Below are 18,723 nucleotides of genomic sequence, written 5' to 3'. Positions count from 1 at the left end.
CCACCGTGATTCACTGGGGAGATGGACGAGCTGGCTCGCCTGAAGGCGTCGATCACCCGCCATGCCGGCGAGGGCGTGACCCGCACGGCGCTGCCCGGCGTTTCGGTCCTCCGCGCGTCGACGACCACCGAGCCGTTGGGCAGCGCCGTCGAGCCGACGCTCGGGGTCATCGTTCAAGGCGTCAAGGAAACGGCTCTGAACGGCCGCACCTTCACCTACGGTCCGGGGCAGTTCCTCCTGGTGTCGGTGGCACTGCCGCTGGTGGGGCACATCGCACGGGCCAGCGCCGAGAAGCCGCTCCTCGCCTTCGTGCTCGAGCTGCGCCCGGACAAGATCGCTTCCCTGCTGATCGACACGGCACTGGCGGCCACCGGCCGGCCGGGTGCGGTCGACGCCGCGCCGGCCGGGATCGCGGTCAGCGACGCGTCGCCGGCCCTGCTCGACGCGATCGCCCGGCTGCTGGGCCTCCTCGACGCGCCCGGGGACGCCGCCGCCCTGGCGGCCGGCACCGAGCGCGAGATCCTCTGGCGGCTCGTGACCGGCCCCCAGGGCGCGACCGTACGGCAGATCGGGTTGGCCGACAGCCGACTCACGCAGCTGGCCCGCGCGATCCGATGGATCCGCGGCCACTATGACAAGACGCTGCGCGTCGAGGAACTCGCGGCGCTGGCCACGATGAGCGTGACCTCGTTCCACCGTCACTTCCGCGCGGTCACCTCGATGACCCCGATCCAGTTCCAGAAACAGATCCGTCTGCACGAGGCGAGGGCACGACTACTCGTCGAACCGGGAGACGTCACCGGCGCCGGCTACGCGGTCGGCTACGACAGCCCCTCACAGTTCAGCCGCGAATACCGGCGCATGTTCGGCGTGCCGCCCAGCCGCGACGCGCACACACCACGCACGCCGACCGTGCTGCCATGACCCACCAAGGCCTGTCACATGACGGCCAGCGCCACCGGCCACGCACAATCGCGGACTACAGAACGTCCTCTTCTGCCGCATACAGGGCGCAACGTCCGGCCAAGTAGCCCGGATCGTCCCGTGCCCGTCGGGTAACCGCGACCACCTGAACCCCCGTCAGGATGGCCGTCCTGGGTGCCCATCCTGACGCGCGCAGGTCTCAGATGCCGTAGCCGAGTTCCTCGGCGGCGACGGCCCAGAACTGGTTCTCGTCCGCGACGGCGTCCGCGTCGATTGCGCGGATAGCCATCAATGCCTCTTCGCCGTTGGCTTCGAGGGCCTCGTCGTCGTCCTCGTCGATGGATTTCGCCCGCTTACGCGCGGCCACATACGCCGTGGCAGACTTGGCGAACTGACCCAAGGACCGGTTGACCAGGGCAACCGAGCCGTCCAGGACGAGCACCTCGCCGGTCGCACGGTCGACCACCAGCGCCTCGACCTCCGGGTCGTCGACCAGCACCGCGAAAATCCGGCCGTCGTGGGAGCGCTCCGGATAAGGCGCCTTGGTCCACGCGCCCTCGAACGGAACCTTCTTGCGCGGAACGGCCCGCAACGCCTCATCGATCTGCTGATCCGTAAGCACCCGCAAAGCATGCCAGGCGAGCGGTCCGTGATGTGCGGACATCCGCCCATGCCGAATTGCGGATGCCGGGAATCTGCGACGTGCGCCAGGCTGAGCGGCGAACGTGGGACGACGAGGACTGCCTGGGGATCAGTCACGAGGTCGCCACAGGGCAGCCGTAGCCACCTGCACATGCCGCGGACCACCAGCGGCGCGCCGGCCACGGTGTCGACGTCGATGTCGATGTCGTGCACGACGAGGGCGCGCTTGTTCACCCCGATGAGCTGGATCATCAGGCATCACGCAGCTGCAGCAGCAGGGCACCGGCCAGCAGGGCGGCAGTGGTCCAGGTGGCGAGGACGCCGAGGCCCGGCCAGGGCGCGATGGGCAGGCTGTCGAGGTCGGTGGTGGCTTGGACGGCGAGCCCGGCGCTCATCGGCCCGATTTGCTCGAGGATGCGTTGCCAGTCCGGGTCGTTGATCACCGGCGCGAGGATCGGTACCAGGTAGAGCAGGCCCAGGATGGTGCCGATGCCGGCGGCGGCATCGCGCACGCCGGTGGCGATGCCGAGGCTGAGCAGGGCGATCAGGACCAGGTAGAGGACCGATCCGGCGGTCGCGCGCAGGGTCGGCCCGTCGGCCAGGGACAACACTGGGTGGCCGTGGGCGGCCGTGAAGCCGCGGCCGGGCAGGATGAGCCGCCCGGCCAGCAGCGACCCGAGAACCGCGACGGTCCCGGCCGCGGCCACGACGCCGGTGAGGGCGAGGGACTTGGCCGCGAGGACGGTGGTCCGGTACGGGGTCGCCGTCAGGGTGGTGCGGATCAGGCCAGAGTCGTATTCGCTGCTGATCACCAGCACGGCCAGGACGACGACCGGTGCCTGGCCCAGCTGAACGCCGGTGAGGCTGAGCTTGGTCGTGTCGTGGCCGCAACCGGTGGCGTCGCAGGTCATGATCGAGGTGACCCCGGCACTCAGGGCTACGGTCGCGGCGATGGCGCCCAGCAGCAGCCAGCGGGGGCCGGCGAGGGTGCGGATCTTCGTCCATTCCGCGTGCAGGGCCAGTCTCATGCGTCCCTCCGGTGGAGCAGGACGGCCGCCGCGGCCAGGGCCACCGTCGCGTAGCCGGCCAGGACGGCGAACCCGACCCACGGCGGCAGCGGGTAGTAGCCGTTGTAAGGCGTGTAGATGCTGGCGACCTGGTGGTATCGCGTCAGCGTTTGCTGGACCGAGAAGGCCGCGGCGGGCGTCAGCCGGGTCAGCCAGTCCATCACCGCGGCGGGGATGAACGGGATCTGCGCGACCAGCAGGTAGGGCAGCACGATGACCATCGTGACGGTGGTGACCGCTCCGGCACTGCGCCGGAACGCGGTGCCGGCGGCGAGCGCCAGGATCGCGGCGGTGGCGAGCAGCGCCGCGGTCCCGAGCTCGATCCGCAGCTGGGTCGGGAACGTGATCGGGAACAGGTACACGCCGTTGGCCCGCGCGAGGTGCTCACCCAGAGGAATCGCGACGGCCGCCCCCGCCAGTCCCGCGACGAAGGTGACCGCGCCCAGGACGATCGCCTTGGCCGCCAGTACCCGGCTCCGGCTCGGGGCGGCGGCCAGGGTCACGTGGATCAGGTCGTTCCGGTATTCGGTGGTGATGAACAGTGCTCCCACGGCGATGACCGCGATCAGCGCGGGGAACGTGCCGGTGAGGAGATCCGCGACGGTCCCGGCGGTGCCCAGCGATGCCCGGACGGCGGGCGCGATGTCGCCGGCGCCGGTCACGGTGACACTGCCGCCGGACTGGGTGAACGCTCCTGAGGTGTGCCGCGGATAACCGGAGAAGCTGGAGGATTCGGGCCCGATCTGGTCACCGGTCCACCGGTCGCCGAGCTGCCCGCCCGCGGTACGCAAGTTCCCGAAGACGGCTGTAGCGACAGTGGGAACCGTGCCGAGGCCCTGAACGGCTTCCGGAGAGGCGACGAACAGCCCGGCTTGCACGGTCGTTCCGAGCCCGGCCAGGTGCACGGTACCCACCGTGGTCCAGCGGATGCCGTCGGCGGATTCGGAGCCGGTGATCATGTCGCCGGAGCGGTCCAGCCGCAGCCAACGGGGTGATGCGGTGGAGACCGCGCCGGAGATACCTGCTGTGTCGTTGACGTAGTTGTCCTGCATCCGCACGCCGTGGCTGCCGGTGACCATGATCGCCGCGTAGGGCGATCCGGGGCGGGCGCCGTCCTTGACGAGGAGGCCGGCTTTCGCCCACGGCACGGTGCCGGGTTCGAGGCCGGGTGCGATGCGCACGTCGAGCGCGGAAACGGAGACGGTGATGCTGCCGTTTCCGGTCAGCGGCTGGTGCACGAAGTAGAAGCTGTCGGTGACCGGCTCACCACCCGGTCCGATCGGAACCGGTGGTGAGCCGTGCTGATCGCTGCTGATGCCGGCGAGCAGCGCGACCAGCACCACCATCAGGGCCGCGGCCACCAGGCCGACGGTCCAGCCTCGGACGGTCCGGAATTTGGTCCACTCCGCACGCAGCAACAGGAGAAAGGGAGTCACCGTGGCACCTCCGCGGGTGCCATGGCGCGGAACTCGATCGCGTCGCGGGTGAGTTCCAGGTAGGCGCCCTCCAGCGTGGCGCGGTGTGCTGAAACCTCGGAGAACGGGACCCCGGTTTCGTTGAGCAGCGTCACGACGCGGTCCGGGGACAACCCGGAGACGATCAGGGTGTCCGGGCCGGTGGCCGTTGTGGTGGCGCCGGCCCGCGCGAGCACGCTCGTGGCGTCCGGCCGGGCCGTGGTCCGCAGGGCCACCCGGTTCTTGGACGCTGCCGCGATCAGCTCGGCCACGCCGGTGTCGGCGATGGCCCGGCCGCGCCCGGCCACGACGAGATGATCGGCCGTGTCCTGCACCTCGCTCATCAGATGGCTGGACACCAGGACGGCCCGGCCCTCGGCGGCCAGGGACCGCAGGAACCCGCGCATCCAGATGATGCCGTCCGGGTCCATGCCGTTGAACGGCTCGTCGAGCAGGACGATCGGCGGGTCGCCCAGCAGGGCCGCGGCGACGCCGAGCCGCTGCCGCATGCCCAGCGAGTAGCCGCCCGCCTTGCGCCGCGCCACCGAGGCCAGGCCGACCTGCTCGAGCACCTCGTCCACCCGCCGCGGCGCCAAGCCTTGGGAATGCGCCATCCAGAGCAGGTGGTTGCGAGCGCTCCGGCCGGGGTGCGGCGCCGCCGCGTCCAGCAGGGAACCGACGTGGCGAAGCGGGTGCCGCAGGCCGCGGTAGGGCTTCCCCTCGATCAGCGCGGTGCCCGCTTCGACCGCGGCGAGGCCGAGGATCACGCGCATCGTGGTGGACTTCCCGGCGCCGTTCGGGCCGACGAAGCCGGTCACCAACCCGGGGCGGACGGCGAAGGACATACCGTCGAGAGCTCGGGTCGACCCGTACCGCTTCCGCAGGCCGGCGACGACAATCCCGGAGCCGGCGGTTCTCAATGGACTCATGCCGGAGGTTGTACGCAGCACTCGGTCGCAGCCGGGTCGCAGCCGCTGCGACCTGGCTGGAACCTCGCTTCTGGCATCGTTGAGCACATGAGGGTCCTGGTGGTCGAGGATTTCGCGGTGCTGGCCCGCTCGATCGGGACCGGGCTGCGCCGCGAAGGCATGGCCGTCGATGTCACCCTGGACGGAACCGACGCCTGCGACCGGCTGGCCGTCACCCGTTACGACGTGGTGATCCTCGACCGGGATCTGCCCGGTGTCCACGGCGACGAGATCTGCCGGCAGCTGGCCGGCAACCGCTGCGAGACCCGCGTGCTGATGCTCACCGCCTCCGACACGGTCGAGGACCGGGTCAGCGGCCTCGGCCTCGGCGCCGACGACTACCTGCCGAAGCCATTCGCTTTTGCCGAGTTGGTCGCCCGCGTCCGTGCTCTGGCTCGCCGTGCCGCCCCGCCGCTGCCGCCCACGTTGGTGTCCGGGGACATCAGCCTCGACCCGGCGCGCCGGGCCGTGTTCCGCGCCGGCCGCCGCCTGGAGCTCAGCCCCAAGGAGTTCGCCCTCCTCGAATGCCTGCTGGCCACGCCCGGCCGGGTCATCTCCGCCGAAGAACTCCTCGAACAGGTCTGGGACGAGGCAGCCGACCCCTTCAGCTCTGCGGTCAAGCACACCGTGCACCGGCTGAACGCCAAACTCGGCGACCCGTCCGTGATCGAGACAGTCCGCGAAGGCGGCTATCGGATCGGACCACCATGACCGTCCTCCAGTCCGCGCCCAGCCGATCCTTGCGAGCCAGGCTCACGCTCGTCTACGCCGCGGGCATCTACCTGGCCGGGGTCGTGGTCCTCGCCGTCGTCACCCTGCCCTTCATCGGCATGCAGTCGACCGCGCCCGGCCCGGCCTCCGCGCCCCGGGCGCCGGCCGCGATCACCGGGACCGGCCAGGGAATCGGCCCGCACCAGCTCCTCGTCGGCTCTGTGGTTGCGCTCGTCGTGCTCGTGCCCGTCAGTGTCGCTGCCGGCTGGTTCGTCGCCGGCCGGTTCCTCCGGCCGCTGCGGGCCATCACCGCCACCGCCAAGGCCATCTCCGCCGGCAACCTCGACCAGCGCCTCGCCCTCGGTGAGCCCGTCGACGAGCTGACCGAACTGGGCCACATCCTCGACGACCTCTTCGCGCGCCTGGAAGCATCGTTCAACGCCCAACGTCACTTCGTCGCCAACGCCTCCCACGAGCTGCGAACACCGCTGGCCGGCCTGCGGACCCTGCTGGAAGTCGCGCTCGGCGACCCCGATGCCGACGCCGACACCCTCCGCATGGCCTGTCAAGAGGCGCTGGCCCTGGGCGGGCTCCAGGAACGGCTCGTCACTTCGCTGCTCGCCTTGGCCACCGGCGAACGCGGTGTCACGCGCTGGGAAAGGGTCGACCTCGCTGACGTCGTCGCCGGAGTCCTCGCCTCGCGCCGCGCCCGGGCCGCCGAGAACGGCATCGACCTCGCCCTGCACCTCACGCCCGCAGCCACAGTCGGGGACCCAAGACTGATCGAAAGCCTTACCACGAACCTCATCGACAACGCCGTCCGCCACAATTATTCGGACGGGCACATCCGGATCACCACTGAAACCTCGGGGCTTCGGGCGGCCATCACGGTCACCAACAGCGGACCTGTCGTGCCCGAAGATCAGCTCCAGCGGCTGTTCCAGCCTTTCCAGCGGCTCTCAGCCGACCGCAACGACCACCACAGCGGCCACGGTCTCGGCCTCGCCATCGTCAACGCCGTCACCGAAGCCCACCACGCCACCCTCACCGCCACCGCACGCTCCCAGGGCGGCCTGACCATCACCGTCCACTTCGGACCCGCACCGCAACTCGGCCAGACCCGCCAACCGTCCCGGCGCGCCACCAGGAAATCCCTCTGATCCAAGCGACCAGCTGCGGCGCGAGGTGGCGGCCGATGTCCTGGCAGCCTTGTGCGGGTCCACGCCGATGATCATTGGTGCCACGCTGTTTCTATTCGCCGTGTCGGGATTGGTATTAGGCGAGCTGGGCAGCACCACGTCGAGCTGAGCGGACCTCTCTTGAGCCACACCGCACCACGGTGCTCGATGGGCGGTAGAGAGCACATGTCGACATCATGCTGCGTGAGGTGCACACAAGTCCGGCGTGCACCTCACGCGCTTTCGCGGCATCGACATTCCACTTGCCGTTCGACGTGTTGACAGGTCATCTCGAGCTCCGCTGCCGCGAGATCGTCACGACGCAGGCCCAAACCGGTGCGCATCATAGTCTTGGGCTGAACGCTATCACAATTGCGGCAATACCGATCGGTATGTATGATATCTATCGTTCCCATACATCGTGCGCCAATAATCAAGGGCACACGGTCAACCTACTGGAGAATTTACATGGCGCAAAAAGTACTTGTCGAGATGCTGGACGACCTCGATGGCAGTGCCGCCGCCCACACTATCCCGTTCGGCCTCGACGGCGTCAGCTACGAGATCGACCTGTCCGACGACAACGCCGCCGCTCTGCGCGGGGAACTCGCCCGCTTCATCGCCGCGGGCCGCAAGACCGGCGGCCGCAAAATGCGCGTCGCGACCGGCCAGTCAACGACAGTCAACTCGGCTGACCGCGAACGGTCCCGCGCGATCCGGGCCTGGGCGAGTGAGACCGGCTACGAGGTCTCCGAACGAGGCCGGCTGTCTTCCGAAATCGTCAGCGCGTACGAGGAAGCCCAGCGACAAGCCGCCGAACCGGCCCCGGCCCGCAAACGCGCACCGCGCAAGAAGGTCGCCGCCGCGAAGAAGTAGTGGCGTGCCCGGCGACGACCAACCCGGAAGTCCTCGACGTCACCGCCGTGGGCAGCGTCCGCTGAGGCGGTGAAGTGGATCGACGGTCCCTTTGGCCACCTCGACGAGGTGGTCAACAACGGGGGTATCGTCGGATCGAGGCCGGTGTCGCAGGTCGACGAGGCTGGGGCCGTAGGTGGGGAACGGCGCCCAGTGAAACGAGGTGGTCCTGGTTGTCGATCGGGTTCACCAGCGGGAAGACCCGGCCAGGATCGTAGCTTCACGCGTCGACAATCGAAAAGGGGCGGGCTATGCGGCATCCCGGCGAGCCACCACCCGATACGCGTTGGACCACCCGCGCTGCCGGCCGAACGGTGCGCTGACCCGGTCCACCGCCGCGGCCAGTACGAACAGCGGCACGCACACGACGAACGTGGCCCTGCGCAGGATCCGCCGCCACCGCGTTGGCGGAGCGTCCCGCCACGGAAGATCCTCCCCGGCGATGGTCAGGGCGTTGACCGCCATGATCGACGCGGCCAGCACGTCGATCGCAGCATGGGGCTCGGCACGTTGCTCGGCGACCACCGTGAATCCGCGGCTCGCCAGCTCCGCACGGAGGTTGCCGATCGGCATCAGGTTCAGATGCTGGGGTTGCAGCCACGGCATCCACCACCGGCCGAGCATCTTCGCCCAGCGACATTCCGGATCGGGCAGCTCGATCGCCAGCAGCCCACCAGGCCGCAACACCGCCATCGCCGCCGCCAGCTCTCGCTTGGGTTCCGCGGTGTGTTCCAGGTAGTGGTACATGCTGACCACGTCGTAGCGCCCGGCGAGATCCTCGGCCAAGTCCACGAACAAGCCCCGATAGCCGGTACGGATCCAGCCCTGCCGACGCGCCAGCTCCACCCCGTCGCCGAGATCGAGACCGTCGAACTCGACACCCGGCAGCACCGCGGCGGCTTCCTTGCAGAAATGTCCGTGCCCCATGCCGACGTCGAGCCACTCACCCGATGCGCCGATGTCCCGGACCAGCTCGACCCGGGAGCGATAACCCGCCCGGTTGCCTTCGAACATCCCCGTCATGTTCTTTTCGCCGAGCCCGTCATAGCAGTCCCGGTAGTAGAACTCGAGCCCGGCCGGATTCAGCCGGGGGTTCTGAAAGACGTGCCCGCACTCCCGGCATTCGTCGAGCACGAACCGGCCCGGCTTGTGCTGCAGCAAGTCGGTCGTGCGCAACCGGCCACGAAGTGCATCAGAGTCACACCACGGACAGCTGGTGCGGCGAGGCTCGAAGAACCGATCCACGCCGCCGGCCAGGTCCTTCAGGTAGGCCGGGCGGCGGCAGGCGACCGGATCGGCTGGTGCGTCGTCCTCGATCATGGAGGCGGATCCTAACGCGCAGACCACTCGGACGTGCACCGTCGAACGAACGGAGTTGCGTGCTGACCCCGCGAGCTCGCCCCGGACGCGGCCGGCTACCTCGCGCACGTCGGCCGGCTGCTCCGCCCGGGCGGCCGGATCGTGGTCATCGACTGCGCGCCGCCGGCCGGTCGCGTCACTCCGCGGGCAGCTCGATCGGGACCGTGGCCCGGTCGTCCCCGGACTCGAGAACCAGCGTGGCGACCCGTGCTTCCTCCGGTGGGCCGGGCTCGAACACCCGCCGCTCGGTGTACAACGAATGTGACCCGCCGCCGCTGCTGCGGCCGCCCTGGTACTGGGTTCCCGCGTCGTCCCATCCGCGCCAGTGGGCTCCGAAGCGCTCCCGCACCCGGCGTGGTTCGACGTCGACGTGCGCGAGATTCAGGACGAGCTGAGTCGACCACACCTCCAGGCTCACCAGCTCCGCCCGCGCGTCCCCGATCGTGAGCGTGCGGCCGGCGAGGGAGGAAGTTCACTCCCCCGTCGGCAGCCGGGCGCAGGTCGTAGACGTCGCCGCTCTCCGTTGCCACGACCACGGACTTTCCGTTACCGGAGACGGACACCAGCCGCGGGCCGGCGGCGCCGACGATCCTGCTCGCCGTCGGCACCGCGGACGTGACCTGTCCGGACGTCGTGATGGCGGCGTCGATTTTGCCGGTTGCCAAGTTCGCGCTCAGCAGTTGTGTGTTCTGGTCGTTGACGCCGGTGTCCAGGCTGAACACGGCCTCGTCGCCGGTGCCGCAGCCCGGCGAGAAGTACTTCAGCCCGACGCCGGTGGCGAGTGGGCGCACCAGGCCGCTCGCCAAGTCCACGGAGTAGGCGAGCGCGCCATGGTCACGAGCCGCTTGCCGGTTGACTACCGACGCCGGCAGCACCGCCACCGCCGCGAAGCGTCCGTCCCCGGAGAGGCACTGGTACCCGATCCACGATGAGTCGTCGACGCCTTCGGGGCTGATCAGGGCGGCTTCCTGCCAGGCGAATCCGGACTTTTCCCGCCCGACGTCGAGGTGGTAGCCCTGGGCGTCGCCCCACCCGTCGATCGCGAGGTCCGTCGATTTCGCCGCGTCCGCCCCGAAATCCACGGGCTTCGGAACAGCGGCCAGCGCAGAAGGCGGCCGCTGCGGAATGAGCGGCAAAGGGAAAGCTAGACGCACCAAGATCCTCACCACTATCACCCGTTAGTGTGACAGCGAGCAACAGGGCAAAACTTCATCTTTCTACAGAAAAGCGTCAGCCATCACTTCAGTGCACTGAAGCATCGATTGGTAACATTTCAGATCCAACGGACTCCCCGACCGAACCCCTTAGTACGGCAGCCGCAGTGTGTGACCTGGCGGCGTGTCGTGGTCATGAAGGCGGCCACCGCGTGATCGACTTCAAGGTGTGTTGGATCTCGAAGAAGACGCGGTGGCCGCGTCGAGAACTGTAGTTGATGATCGTCTGGCTCGGTGGCAGGCCGGGTTCGATGACGTGTTCGCGCTGGTCGCGGGGCGTTTCGCGCAGGCGGACTCACGGCGGCGGGCCCGGATGTATGTGCTGGGGCTGCTGTCGAAGGCGGAGCGGAAGAACTCGTGGACGATCGCTGAGCAGGCCGGCGACCTGTGCCCCGACGGTATGCAACGGTTGCTGAACTTCTACCGCTGGGACGCCGACGCGGTCCGCGACGATCTGCGCGGCCATGTGCTGACCCACCTCGGCGACCGCAGTGGGGTCGCAGTGGCCGACGAGACCGGATTCCTGAAGAAGGGCACCAAATCCGCCGGAGTGCAGCGGCAGTATTCCGGCACCGCCGGACGGATCGAGAACTGCCAGCTCGGCGTGTTCCTGACCTACGTCTCGGTCAAGGGACGCGCGTTGATCGACCGAGAACTCTACCTGCCCAAGTCGTGGACCGAGGATCCCGAGCGCTGCCGTGAGGCCGGGATCGCCGACACCGTGACGTTCGCGACCAAACCCCAGCTCGCCCAGCGGATGCTGGAACGGCTGCTCGACACCGGCTCCGACCTCGAGTGGTTCACCGCCGACGAGGCCTACGGCGACAACCCCGGACTGCGCAGCTGGTGCGAACAGGCCGGACTGAACTACGTCATGGCCATCTCGTGTGATCACCGCTTCGGCACCCCGGCCGGGACGTTGCGGGCTGACGAGCTCGCCGCTGCGGCACCGCGCAAGGGCTGGCAACGCCTCTCCGCCGGGATCGGCAGCAAAGGACACCGGCTCTACGACTGGCTGCTGCTCGACCCCGCCACCACCGGCGGGCATCAGCTGCTGGTTCGCCGCTCGATCAGCAAACCCACCGAGCTGGCCTACTACATCTGCCACTCCACCTACCCCGTCCCCGTTGCCGAGCTCGTCCGGGTCGCCGGATCCCGTTGGGCGGTGGAGGAAACGTTCCAGTTCGCCAAGAACGAGACCGGCTTGGACCACTACCAGGTCCGCAAATACCAGGCGTGGTACCGGCACATCACCCTGTCCATGCTCGCCGCCGCGTTCCTCGCCACCACCGCCCACGATGAACGGTCCCGCATCGAAAAGGGGGCACCTCCGACACTGCAGAACAGTTAATTCCCTTATCCTGCAATGAAATCAGACGACTCTTGGCCACCGGCACCGACCCCGTCCACCCACCAGAACACACCGATCACTGGTCACTGTGGCGACGACGCCACCAAACCCGCGCCCGCCACGGCCACTACCAGCGACAACGCGACAAACATCCCAGACTGCGGCTGCCGTATTAGAGCCGCGACGGACGAAGCGGACCAGCGCACCAGTTGCGTGTCGCCGCTGAAATGTTGTGACGACGTGGTTCACGCTGGTGCTGACAGCGCACTCCGAGAACGAATCCGCCCCCCGACGCTGGAGCAGAATGTCTCGTAGTCGGTCAGCGCGGCATACACCTCCGCGTGCCGAGCCATGGCCCAAACCCGGTAGCGCTCGAGGTAGACCACGGCGCCGGACTCGCGTAGGTCCTCGTGCATGGGATACGGATCCACGAGGTTGGTGTCGGCGAACAGGTCGACGTCGAGCACGGGGACCGCCCTGTTTCCTGTGGGGGCGGGCATGGGTGTCTCCTGCGTGGTCAGAGATCGAGGACAAGACGGGGCGAGCACGAGCGGGACACGCAGATCGTCATCGTGTCGCCGGCCTCCCGCTCGTCGTCGGTGAGGACCGAGTCACGGTGATCCGGCTTCCCGGACAGGACGGCGGTCTCGCAGGTACCGCAGGTGCCTCCTGGCACGCGGAGGCGACTGTCCACATCAGAACGGCAGGCACCGTCGAGCGCGCGGTCCTCGAAATCGCCGACGACGGCCCGGGCATCCCGGCCGAGGCCCGTGACCGGGTCTTCGATCGGTTCGTCGCCTCGACGGCAGTCGGGACCGTGCGAGCGGGACGAGCGGTCTCGGCCTCGCCATCGCGCGAGAGACCGTCACCGCTCACCGCGGGGCCATCAGCGTCGCCGACACCACGGGCCGCGGAACCACCATCGTCATCTGGCCGCCACGCCACGAGCTCTGAGCTTGTACTGGCTCAGGTACGCGATCCACGATCAGTAGTGCACGGTCAACGGCAGAAGAGAGCGGTCGACGTCCGGGGCGGCCTCGCAGGGTCGGGGGCCGGTGCCCTGCCCAGCCGGATCGCTGCCCTCGCCGACCGTCCACCCTGGCCTGGCAGGTCGCCGACCGGCCGGCCGGCCACGACCCGAGCCGGCTCGGACTGCTCCGCACCGCCTCACGGTCGGTCCGGCGGAGGCGTTGTTCGCGGCAGGTATCGCGAGCCAGGCCGCCGCGCGTCGCGCATGTCGTTCGCTCCCGAGTGACACGCCCGGCCGGATCACCAAGCCGCCGGCGAAATCCGCGATGTGTCCCTCAATGGATCGCGCAGCAGCCGCGAGAATCCGAGCTCGCCGGCGCCGATCAGGGTGGTGTCGTCCCCAAGAGCTGACACGCTCAGGCGCGCTTTTTCCTTCGCCACCGGCAGCACATTGCGTGCGACGCGACTGCGTACTCGCGGCAATACACCGGCGTACACGTCCCGCAACATTCCGCCGAAGACGACCACGGCGGGATTGAAGAGATTGATGAGATTCGCCACGCCGATGCCCAGCCAATCCCCCACGTAATCGAGCGCGTCTCGCGCGTCGGCATCGCCCGCGGCCGCGTCGTCGGCCACCGCCCGCACGGCGTCACGCCCGAAGACCTCCGCCGGTCGGCGCGCGGCGTCCAGCAAGGCCCGCTCACCGGCTTCCGCCTCCAGGCACCCGCTGGAGCCGCAGCCACAAGGCCGCCCGCCGTGCGGGTTGACGACCATGTGGCCCAGCTCGCAGCCGTACCCCGCGTCGCCGTCCAGCACCGTGCCGCCGACGATGATCCCACCACCGACGCCGACGTCGCCGTGCAGGTAGACGAGGTTCTGCACCCCCGCCCCGGCCCCGCGAAGGTGCTCCGCGAGCGCTCCGAGATGCGCCTCGTTTCCCACCGGCACCCGCAGGCCCAACCCAAGCCGGCGTGCCAGTTCGGCGCCGAACGCCTGATCAACCCATCCGAGGTCGGGACCGAAACGGACGGTTCCGTCGTCGGGACGGATCATTCCGCAGTACGAGGCCCCCAGTCCCACGCAAGTCGACGTCGACGGCGCCGCCTCGGCCAACTGGCGGCCGAGCTCCGCGAGCGTCGTGACCACATAGTCGAGATCGACTCCGGACCGGCGCCGGAAAGCGACCTTGCGGTCCAGGATGACACCGCCGAGCCCGATCCGGGCGGCGACCAACCGGTCCACCGCGACGTCGAACGCCAATACGTGGAATCGCTGAGTCTCCGGCCGCACAATGAGCGACGGGCGGCCCTGGTGACGGTTGTCCGTCTGCGACACTTCCCGGACCAGGCCCGCCGCGCTCAGTTCCGCCGTCAGCGTCTTGATCGTGCTTCGATTGAGGTTCATCCGTCTCGCGAGGTCAGCCCGCGAGATTTCGCCGCTCAGGTGCACAAGGCGAAGAAAAGCACCGCGATTGTGCCGACGCATTTCATCCTGATCCAACCCGACCCTCGAACCGTCCCAGGGCGTCAGCAATTCCATGTCGTGTCCGATGCGTAGAGTGTTCTGGCCAGGCTCGCACCATCGCGCCCCTCGCGCAATCCTGCGATGCCGCCGCGTCCGGCCACCGGCAGCCTGCCGCCGGGCTGGACGCCCCGCTGGGTTGTGCGGCGCCGCCGGGTGGCCGGGGTTGTCGACGATGACGTCGAGGTGGGCTTGCTGGGGCGCTCCTGACCTGGCCATTGTGGCGGAATGTGCTCGGCAACCTGGTGGAAGGCGATCTCTTGCCCGTCATCAGCACGCAGGGTGATTGGGCCGTCCACGTCTCAGACGGTGCGCCAGCCGGTCAGGTCGGCGTAGAAGGCGGCGAGCGCCGCGATGTCCGTCGCGTCGAGGGCGACGAGTTCCGGGCGTCCTGTCACGGTCATGCCGGTCATTCTCCCCGGGCAGTCGCTGCGAAGGGTGTCAGTCTGGTTTATAGTCCCACCGTGGCGAGGCACTCCGCCGTTCACCTGGCGAACCTGGACCTCAACCTGCTGGTGGTCCTGCGAGAGCTGCTCCGGGAGCGGAACGTCACCCGGGCGGCGGCCCGGCTCGGGGTGTCGCAGCCCGCGGCGAGTGCCGCGCTCGCGCGGTTGCGCCGGCACTTCGGCGACGAATTGCTGGTGCGGTCCGGGAACGGCTACGTGCTGTCCGCGCTGGCAACGCAGCTGGCCGACCAGGTCGAGGCGGTGTGCACCGGCGCGGAGCGGCTCTTCGGCACCGGCCACGACTTCGACCCCGGCGCGTCCGCCCGCGAGTTCACGCTGGTCATGGCGGACTACACGATCGAGGTACTGGGTTCGCGGCTGTCCGCGCTGCTCGCGGCGCGGGCGCCGGACGTCCAGCTGCACGTCCGGCTGGTCCGGGAGGCGTTCGCCAGCGACATCACCGACACGATCCGGCTGATCGACGGGATGGTCGCGCCCCCGGTCAGCCGGTTCGAGCTGCCCGACGTGCGCTCGGTCGCGTTGTTCACCGACCGCTGGGTCTGCGTCGTCGACGCGGCGAACTCGCCGGTGCGGGGCGACGAGCTCAGCCTCGAGCAGCTCGCCGCGCTGCCGTGGGTCGCGCCGTTCCAGCCGGATCGCGGGTTCCCGCCCGCCGCTCCGATGGGCCGCCAGCTCGCGCTCTTCGGCATCCAGCCGCGCATCCGGGTCCGCGTCGAGAGCTATCAGGCCGTGCCCCATTTCGTCGCGGGCACCGACCGCGTCGCGCTGCTGCAGGAACGCCTTGCGACGCGCGTCGCCGGCCGGCTCGGCCTGCGGGTCCTGCCGTGTCCCGGTGATCCGGAACCGATCGTCGAACGGTTCTGGTGGCACGCCGGCTACGACGGCGACCCGGCCCACCGATGGCTCCGCACCGTGCTGACCGACCTCGCGCGGGACCTCTAGGTATAACCCGAGCTGATACTTCCGCAGCGCGATTCTCTATTTCCGGGGGCCCGGGAGCGCGACCTAGCGTGTGAGCCATGCCGCACCCCCTCACCGAGCTGAAGGTCCACACCGTCCGCAAGCCCGCCGGCACCGGCGCCCACCAGGTCACCGCCGACGTCTGCGTCGTGGGCGCCGGCATCGCCGGGTTGTCCGCAGCGATCGAATCGGTCCGGCTCGGCCGCGACGTCGTGCTCGTCGACGCGCTGCCGGTGCTCGGCGGGCAGATGGTCAACTCGCTGATCGGGTTGTTCTGCGGGGTGTTCGGGAACGCCCCGGACTACCGCCAGCTGACGCACGGGATCTTCGACGACATCTTCCGCGACCTGGGCGCCACCGGCGATCTGTTCCGGCAGCGGCGGCACACGCTCACCGTCGGCTACGACGAAGTGGTGCTCGGCCGATGGGTCGAGGACACCGTGCGGGAGCACGGCATCCGGGTGGTCACCGGCGCGGCGATCACCGGCGTCATCCGGGACGGTGACCGGATCGACTCGGTCACCTTCGCGACCAGGTACGGCCCGGTCGACGTCGCCGCCACCGGGTTCGTCGACGCGAGCGGGGACGCTTCCCTGGTCTGGGAAGCGGGACTGCCGTGCCGCCTGCCGGAGCGCGAGATCTACGGCTCGCAACAGCTCGTCGTCGAGCACGTCGCCGAGCAGGACGCACCCGAACCGGCCGAGCTGGCCGAGCGCGTCGGCGCCAAAGCCGGGCAGTACGGCCTGCGCCGGCACGACGGGCTCGCCTTCCACTTCCCCGGCCGGGGAACGGCCGTGCTCAACATGACGCACATCGAGGCCCCGCTCGAGCCGATCGCCGCGGCGCACGCGCAGCTCGAAGGCAAGGCCCAGGCCGACCGGGTGGTGGCATTCCTGCGGGCGGAGTTCCCCGAGGCGTTCGGGCGCGCCCGGGTCCGGGCCTACGGACTCCCCGGCCGGCGGCAGACGCGCTGGGCGCAGGGGGTGCACCAGCTGACCATCGACGAGGTGCGGGCCGGAACGCGCTTTCCCGACGCGGTCGCGCGGACCGCATGGCCGGTGGAGCTGCACGACACAGCCGAGGGCTACGTGTGGGAGACGTTCGGGCCCGAGCATGTGCACTACGTCCCGCTGCGCTCGATGACCCCACCCGAGGTCCACAACGTCCTGGTCGCGGGCCGGTGCGTCGACGGTGACGCGGCCGCGCTGTCGAGCGTGCGCGTCATGGGCCCGTGCGGGGCGATGGGCATGGCCGCAGCGCACGCCCTGGATCTGGCGGGCAAGGACAGCGTGCACGACATCGACCACGGCGAACTGGCCACCCGCCTGACCCGCAACCTCGACAGCTGACCGGAGGAAGACCCTTGGTACGCAGCGATTTCCCGCCCGGCACGGTCCGCTGGGCGACCCGCCGCGCGCAGTGGCGGGCACTCGGGCTCACCGACGAAGACCTCCGCAAGCCGAAGATCGCCGTCGTCAACTCCTCGTCGGACCTGGCGATCTGCTTCAGCCACCTCGACGCGATCGCGGCGCGGGTCAAGAAGGGGATCGCCGCCGCCGGCGGACTGGCGTTCGAGGTGCGCACGACCGCGCCGAGCGACTTCATCCACTCGGCCGGGCACGGCGGCGGGTACATCCTGTCGGCGCGGGACCTCATCGTGAACGACATCGAGGTCGGCGTCGAGGGTGCGCAGCTGGACGGGATGGTGTGCCTGGCCAGCTGCGACAAGACCGCACCGGCCCAGCTGATGGCCGCCGGGCGGCTGGACCTCCCGACCCTGCTCGTGGCCTGCGGCTACCAGCCCAGCGGCTGCTTCCGCGGCGGCCACTGCGACATCGAAGACGTCTTCCTCCACGCCTGCGGTACGTCTACTGTGGACGAACTTGCCGAGATGAGCGACAGCGCCGTCGGCGGCCCCGGGGTGTGCCCGGGCATGGGCACGGCCAATTCGATGCACGTCGTCGCCGAAGCACTCGGCATGGCGCTGCCCGGCACCACCCCCGTCGCGGCGAACTCGCCGTCGATGTGGGCGGCGGCCGACGCCGCCGCGAAGCGCATCGTGCAGCTGGTCGACGAGGACCTGCGCCCGCGCCGGATCATGACGGCCGCCGCGTTCCGCAACGCCGTCCGGGTAGCCCTCTCCGTGGGCGCGTCGATCAACACCGTCAAGCACCTCCAGGCGATCGCGGAAGAGTCCGATGTGGACGTCGACGTCCTCGGCCTCTACGCCGAGTTCGGGCCGGAAACCCCGGTACTGTCCGCGGTCCGGCCGAACGGGCCGCATCGCATCGAGCAGTTCGACGCCGCGGGCGGCGCGCGGGCCGTGCTCAAACAGCTGGGCGACCTGATCGATCCGACGCCGCTGACCGTCAGCGGCGGCACGGTGGGCGACAACGTCCGGGACGCCGAGGTCGCGGACCCGGAAGTCATCCGGCCCGTCGGCCGGCCGTTCGCCGCCGAGCCGTTGATCGTGGTCCTGCGCGGATCGCTGACCCCCGACGGCGGGATCGTCAAGCTCGCGGTCGGCGACGACCGCCCGGCCGCGTTCACCGGACCCGCTCGGTGTTTCGAAAGCCAGGAGGCCGCGGTCGCCGCACTGGCGGACGGGAGCATCACCGCGGGTGACGTCGTGGTCGTCCGCGGGCTCGGTCCGCGGGGCCGGCCCGGCATGGGCATGGCGTCGCAGATCGTCTTCGCCCTCGACCGCGCCGGGCTCACCGGCCAGGTCGCGGTGGTCACCGACGGCCAGTTGTCCGGTCTCGTCAACCGCGGCATCGTGGTGGGCGAGGTCCGTCCCGAAGCCGCCGACGGCGGTCCCCTGTCCCTCGTCCGCGACGGCGACACCATCCACATCGACCTGCCGGCGCGGGCCTGCGACCTCCGCGTCGAACCCGGCGAGCTCGCGGCGAGGAACCCGGAACCCGTTGCGGACCACCACGAAACCGGCTGGTTGTCGGTCTACCGGCGCACCGTGCGCCCCCTCGGCCGAGGAGCCGTGCTCCGTCCCTAGCGCTCCCCCA

Annotated in this window: 17 protein-coding genes and 2 pseudogenes; 10 read left to right on the top strand and 9 right to left on the bottom strand. The window is 69.7% G+C overall.

Features of this window, described 5'->3' with window-relative positions; translation table 11 throughout:
• Positions 1-21: 21 nt before the first annotated feature.
• Positions 22-924 carry an AraC family transcriptional regulator gene (locus tag OG738_RS29325; protein ID WP_329045676.1) on the top strand — a complete coding sequence of 301 codons (903 nt, stop codon included), beginning with the start codon at positions 22-24 and terminating at the stop codon, positions 922-924.
• A 199-nt stretch (positions 925-1,123) separates the two neighbouring features.
• Here OG738_RS29325 and OG738_RS29320 read toward each other — a convergent pair whose 3' ends face one another.
• The 4 genes from OG738_RS29320 to OG738_RS29305 all read right to left on the bottom strand — a co-directional run bounded on the left by OG738_RS29320 (position 1,124) and on the right by OG738_RS29305 (position 5,016).
• Positions 1,124-1,546, bottom strand: coding sequence for an SUKH-4 family immunity protein (locus tag OG738_RS29320; RefSeq protein ID WP_329045675.1), 423 nt, complete (start codon positions 1,544-1,546; stop codon positions 1,124-1,126).
• 271 nt (positions 1,547-1,817) lie between these two features.
• A complete protein-coding gene (locus OG738_RS29315; protein ID WP_329045674.1) occupies positions 1,818-2,594 on the bottom strand; it encodes an ABC transporter permease in 777 nt (258 codons plus the stop codon).
• Positions 2,591-4,069, bottom strand: a complete 1,479-nt coding sequence (locus OG738_RS29310; RefSeq protein ID WP_329045673.1) for an ABC transporter permease subunit — start codon at positions 4,067-4,069, stop codon at positions 2,591-2,593. Before OG738_RS29310 ends, OG738_RS29315 begins: the two co-directional genes overlap by 4 nt.
• Positions 4,066-5,016, bottom strand: a complete 951-nt coding sequence (locus tag OG738_RS29305; protein ID WP_329045672.1) for an ABC transporter ATP-binding protein — start codon at positions 5,014-5,016, stop codon at positions 4,066-4,068. The genes OG738_RS29310 and OG738_RS29305 overlap by 4 nt, the downstream gene beginning before the upstream one ends.
• Before the next feature lie 87 nt (positions 5,017-5,103).
• Here OG738_RS29305 and OG738_RS29300 point away from each other — a divergent pair, with 87 nt between their 5' ends.
• From OG738_RS29300 to OG738_RS29290, 3 genes are all read left to right on the top strand, one after another.
• A complete protein-coding gene (locus OG738_RS29300) occupies positions 5,104-5,766 on the top strand; it encodes a response regulator transcription factor (RefSeq protein ID WP_329045671.1) in 663 nt (220 codons plus the stop codon).
• An 83-nt stretch (positions 5,767-5,849) separates the two neighbouring features.
• Positions 5,850-6,926 (top strand): HAMP domain-containing sensor histidine kinase, encoded by a 1,077-nt coding sequence (locus tag OG738_RS29295; protein WP_329045669.1) that lies wholly within the window; start codon positions 5,850-5,852, stop codon positions 6,924-6,926.
• Positions 6,927-7,412: 486 nt separating this feature from the next.
• A complete protein-coding gene (locus OG738_RS29290) occupies positions 7,413-7,820 on the top strand; it encodes a histone-like nucleoid-structuring protein Lsr2 (RefSeq protein ID WP_329045668.1) in 408 nt (135 codons plus the stop codon).
• Positions 7,821-8,108: 288 nt separating this feature from the next.
• Here OG738_RS29290 and OG738_RS29285 read toward each other — a convergent pair whose 3' ends face one another.
• Positions 8,109-9,179 (bottom strand): class I SAM-dependent methyltransferase, encoded by a 1,071-nt coding sequence (locus tag OG738_RS29285; RefSeq protein ID WP_329045667.1) that lies wholly within the window; start codon positions 9,177-9,179, stop codon positions 8,109-8,111.
• A 175-nt stretch (positions 9,180-9,354) separates the two neighbouring features.
• On the bottom strand, positions 9,355-9,636 hold the full coding sequence (locus OG738_RS29280; protein ID WP_329045666.1) for a hypothetical protein: 282 nt from the start codon (positions 9,634-9,636) through the stop codon (positions 9,355-9,357).
• A gap of 197 nt (positions 9,637-9,833) precedes the next feature.
• On the opposite strand from OG738_RS29280, the gene OG738_RS29275 reads away from it, so the two are divergent.
• Both OG738_RS29275 and OG738_RS29270 read left to right on the top strand, forming a co-directional pair.
• Complete coding sequence (locus OG738_RS29275; RefSeq protein WP_329045663.1) at positions 9,834-10,037, top strand: hypothetical protein; 204 nt, start codon at positions 9,834-9,836, stop codon at positions 10,035-10,037.
• Positions 10,038-10,658: 621 nt separating this feature from the next.
• On the top strand, positions 10,659-11,783 hold the full coding sequence (locus tag OG738_RS29270; RefSeq protein WP_442875948.1) for an IS701 family transposase: 1,125 nt from the start codon (positions 10,659-10,661) through the stop codon (positions 11,781-11,783).
• 245 nt (positions 11,784-12,028) lie between these two features.
• Here the strand turns inward: OG738_RS29270 and OG738_RS29265 are convergent, their stop codons facing one another.
• Together OG738_RS29265 and OG738_RS29260 are read right to left on the bottom strand one after the other, a co-directional pair.
• Positions 12,029-12,250, bottom strand: a complete 222-nt coding sequence (locus OG738_RS29265) for a hypothetical protein (RefSeq protein WP_329045662.1) — start codon at positions 12,248-12,250, stop codon at positions 12,029-12,031.
• Between the two features lie 50 nt (positions 12,251-12,300).
• Positions 12,301-12,450, bottom strand: a pseudogene (locus OG738_RS29260) (2Fe-2S iron-sulfur cluster-binding protein); the annotation flags it as partial.
• Positions 12,451-12,599: 149 nt separating this feature from the next.
• Here OG738_RS29260 and OG738_RS29255 point away from each other — a divergent pair.
• Positions 12,600-12,737, top strand: a pseudogene (locus OG738_RS29255) (ATP-binding protein); the annotation flags it as partial.
• A gap of 315 nt (positions 12,738-13,052) precedes the next feature.
• On the opposite strand, the gene OG738_RS29250 reads toward OG738_RS29255, so the two are convergent.
• Complete coding sequence (locus tag OG738_RS29250; protein ID WP_329045660.1) at positions 13,053-14,294, bottom strand: ROK family transcriptional regulator; 1,242 nt, start codon at positions 14,292-14,294, stop codon at positions 13,053-13,055.
• 446 nt (positions 14,295-14,740) lie between these two features.
• On the opposite strand from OG738_RS29250, the gene OG738_RS29245 reads away from it, so the two are divergent.
• From OG738_RS29245 to ilvD, 3 genes are all read left to right on the top strand, one after another.
• Positions 14,741-15,685 (top strand): LysR family transcriptional regulator, encoded by a 945-nt coding sequence (locus OG738_RS29245; RefSeq protein WP_329045659.1) that lies wholly within the window; start codon positions 14,741-14,743, stop codon positions 15,683-15,685.
• Positions 15,686-15,762: 77 nt separating this feature from the next.
• On the top strand, positions 15,763-17,052 hold the full coding sequence (locus OG738_RS29240; protein WP_329045658.1) for an FAD-dependent oxidoreductase: 1,290 nt from the start codon (positions 15,763-15,765) through the stop codon (positions 17,050-17,052).
• Between the two features lie 14 nt (positions 17,053-17,066).
• Entirely contained in the window at positions 17,067-18,713 is a 1,647-nt protein-coding gene (gene ilvD, locus OG738_RS29235; protein WP_329045656.1) for a dihydroxy-acid dehydratase, read from the top strand.
• Positions 18,714-18,723 lie beyond the last annotated feature (10 nt).

Origin of the sequence: Amycolatopsis sp. NBC_01488 (assembly GCF_036227105.1) — a bacterium.
In the GTDB taxonomy this organism is placed as follows: Bacteria; Actinomycetota; Actinomycetes; order Mycobacteriales; family Pseudonocardiaceae; genus Amycolatopsis.
The sequence above is the reverse complement of the archived record's forward strand: the minus strand, read 5'-3'. Positions and strand labels throughout refer to the sequence as shown.